At 49.5% G+C, this 2,500-nt stretch carries 3 protein-coding genes; all 3 read left to right on the forward strand.

Going from position 1 to position 2,500, the window contains the following annotated elements:
- Nucleotides 1–127 precede the first annotated feature (127 nt).
- Nucleotides 128–1,651 carry an IS1182 family transposase gene (locus AC3DOM_RS17405; RefSeq protein WP_487920306.1) on the forward strand — a complete coding sequence of 508 codons (1,524 nt, stop codon included), beginning with the start codon at nucleotides 128–130 and terminating at the stop codon, nucleotides 1,649–1,651.
- A 176-nt stretch (nucleotides 1,652–1,827) separates the two neighbouring features.
- Nucleotides 1,828–2,121, forward strand: coding sequence for a type II toxin-antitoxin system RelE/ParE family toxin (locus AC3DOM_RS17410; RefSeq protein ID WP_487920307.1), 294 nt, complete (start codon nucleotides 1,828–1,830; stop codon nucleotides 2,119–2,121).
- A gap of 20 nt (nucleotides 2,122–2,141) precedes the next feature.
- Nucleotides 2,142–2,450, forward strand: coding sequence for a HigA family addiction module antitoxin (locus tag AC3DOM_RS17415; RefSeq protein WP_487920308.1), 309 nt, complete (start codon nucleotides 2,142–2,144; stop codon nucleotides 2,448–2,450).
- The last annotated feature ends 50 nt before the right edge of the window (nucleotides 2,451–2,500 follow it).

Genomic DNA, 2,500 nt, shown 5'->3' on the forward strand with positions numbered 1-2,500 from the left:
CACCCCAAGGATACACGTTTGCCACGTCCCAAACAAGGACATTCTAATAACGCAATCCGTTGAAACTGTCGAAAAAGTGGGCGAATCTACCATAAAACAACGGGGTTTTATAAGCTAGAGGAACCCTATGGCAAAATACAAACCACTCAACGAAAATCAAATGGTCATGCTCCCCATCTCTCTGCAAGACCAACTTGTTCCGGGCTCACTGGAGCACACCATCAACGAATTGGTGGAGAAACACCTTGATCTCTCTGTCTTTGATGCGCGTTACAATAACGACGAGACCGGTGCCACAGCCATCCACCCAAAGATCCTGCTCAAGGTCATCCTGCTGGCATATGCTAGAGGCATGATCAGTTCACGCCAGATCGAACGCGCCTGCCAGGAGAACATCATCTTCATCGCCCTCTCATATGACTACGCCCCTGATCACAGCACAATCGCAGCTTTTATCTCTTCGATGCAGAGCGAAATCCAATCACTCTTCAGCAATATCCTGCTGGTCTGTGATGAATTGGGGCTGCTCGAGGGAACGCACTTCAGTCTGGACGGGGTCAAACTTTCGGCGAATGTCTCCAAGGAATGGAGCGGCTCGATCGACGAACTCAAACACAAGCACGATAAGCTGCAGGAAAAGCTACAGCGGGTGATTGCCGAACATGCTCAGGCAGACAAACAGCCAGAAGTGGTTGTGGAACGGCAAAAGAAACGCGAACGCCGCTTCCAGTTGCAGGTCGAACGGCTCAATGAATTCCTCAAGGATCGCGAACCGAAGTTGGGCAGCGAGGGCAAAGAAATCCAGAGCAATGCGGTGGATAATGAATCGGTCAAGATGCCTTCTTCTCACGGCGTCGTTCAGGGCTACAACGCCCAGGCGCTGGTCGATTCCAAGCATCAGGTGATTGTCGCGGCCGAGGCGTTCGCCAGTCAGGATCACGAAAACCTCAAACCGATGTTGGAGGGCGCAAAAAAAAATGTCGCCGCCATCGGAAAAGATGAAACCTATTTTCAAGGCAGGCAGCTGACCGCCGATCCCAACTATCACTCGCTCAACAGCTTGAAGGTCTGCAAGGATGAAAAGATCGATGCTTACATCCCCGACATCCAATACCGCACACGCGATCCGCGCTTTGCCGATCAAGAACGGTTCAAGGATGGCGTCCACGGCAGGCAACGACCTGACGCCAAGCCAAGGCTCTTCACGACAGCTGACTTCTCTTTCGATCCAGACAAACAGGTGTATCGATGTCCGCATGGGAAGGAACTGACCTGCCATGCCCGCAACCAGGTCAACCGCCATCGCACCTATGATCTCTACCATGCTCGCCCTGAAGACTGCGCTGCCTGTCCTTTGAGAACACGTTGCTTGAAGAAGGCAGATACTGTACGCCGCAATCTTTCCATTCAAGTTAAGAGCCAATCCCCCAACCTGATCGATGAGATGAAAGCCAAGATCGATAGTGAAGAGGGCAAGCGCATTTATGCCAGGCGGCTGGGAATCGTGGAGCCGGTCTTTTCCAACATCTGTGTACAGAAGCGCATGAACCGCTTCACTTTACGTACAAAATCGAAAGTGGATGTACAATGGAGGTTGTTCACTCTGGTACACAATGTCGGCAAAATCCACGCTTTTGGGGCGCTAACCTAGCCCAGCCAGCCCCCGACGATCTGTCCAAATGCCTTCAGACTGAAAAATCCGGCGCCGATCCTCACTCCTCTGGCGCCATTTCTCTGGAAAATTCGGTTTTTCGACAGTCTCGTTAGGCAGTTCAGCGATATATTTTCCACCTTGAAATAGCACGAATATCGTGCTATCATGTTGGCATGATCCAATCCTTCAAGAATGTGGGAACCGAGGATATCTTCAATGGCGAGAATACCAAAGAAGCTCGGAAAATCTGCCCTACTTCAATTTGGAAAATCGCTGCCCGCAAACTTGATCTAATCGACTCGGTTACTTCTCTTTCCGAGTTACGAATACCTCCGGGCAACAAACTCGAGGCTTTATCAGGTACAAGAAAAGGTCAACACAGTATTCGCATTAATGACCAATTTCGTATTTGTTTTGTGTGGACCAATTTAGGTCCTGACCAGGTTGAAATTGTCGATTACCACTAGAATATTAAGCAGGAGATAAAATGGTTCGCGTTCCTACTAACCGCACACCCACACATCCCGGCGACATGTTGCTGGAGGAATTTCTCAATCCAATGGGTCTGACTCAAAGAGAGTTAGCCGATAGTATTCACGTGCCTTATCAGCGCATAAATGATATTGTCAATGGTCGCAGGGGTATAACCCCAAGCACAGCTCTGCGGTTGGCAAGGTTCTTCAACATGTCTGCCGACTTCTGGATGAACATCCAGTTACGCTGGGATTTGTATTTTGCACAGCAAGATGAGACTAATATCCTTGAACGAATTCACCCTTACTCTGCATCGGTGTAAATGGCAAGAGATAATCGAATCTATGAACTGCCTAACAAAGCGTCCTGCAC

It is taken from the genome of Candidatus Desulfolinea nitratireducens, from assembly GCF_982879505.1.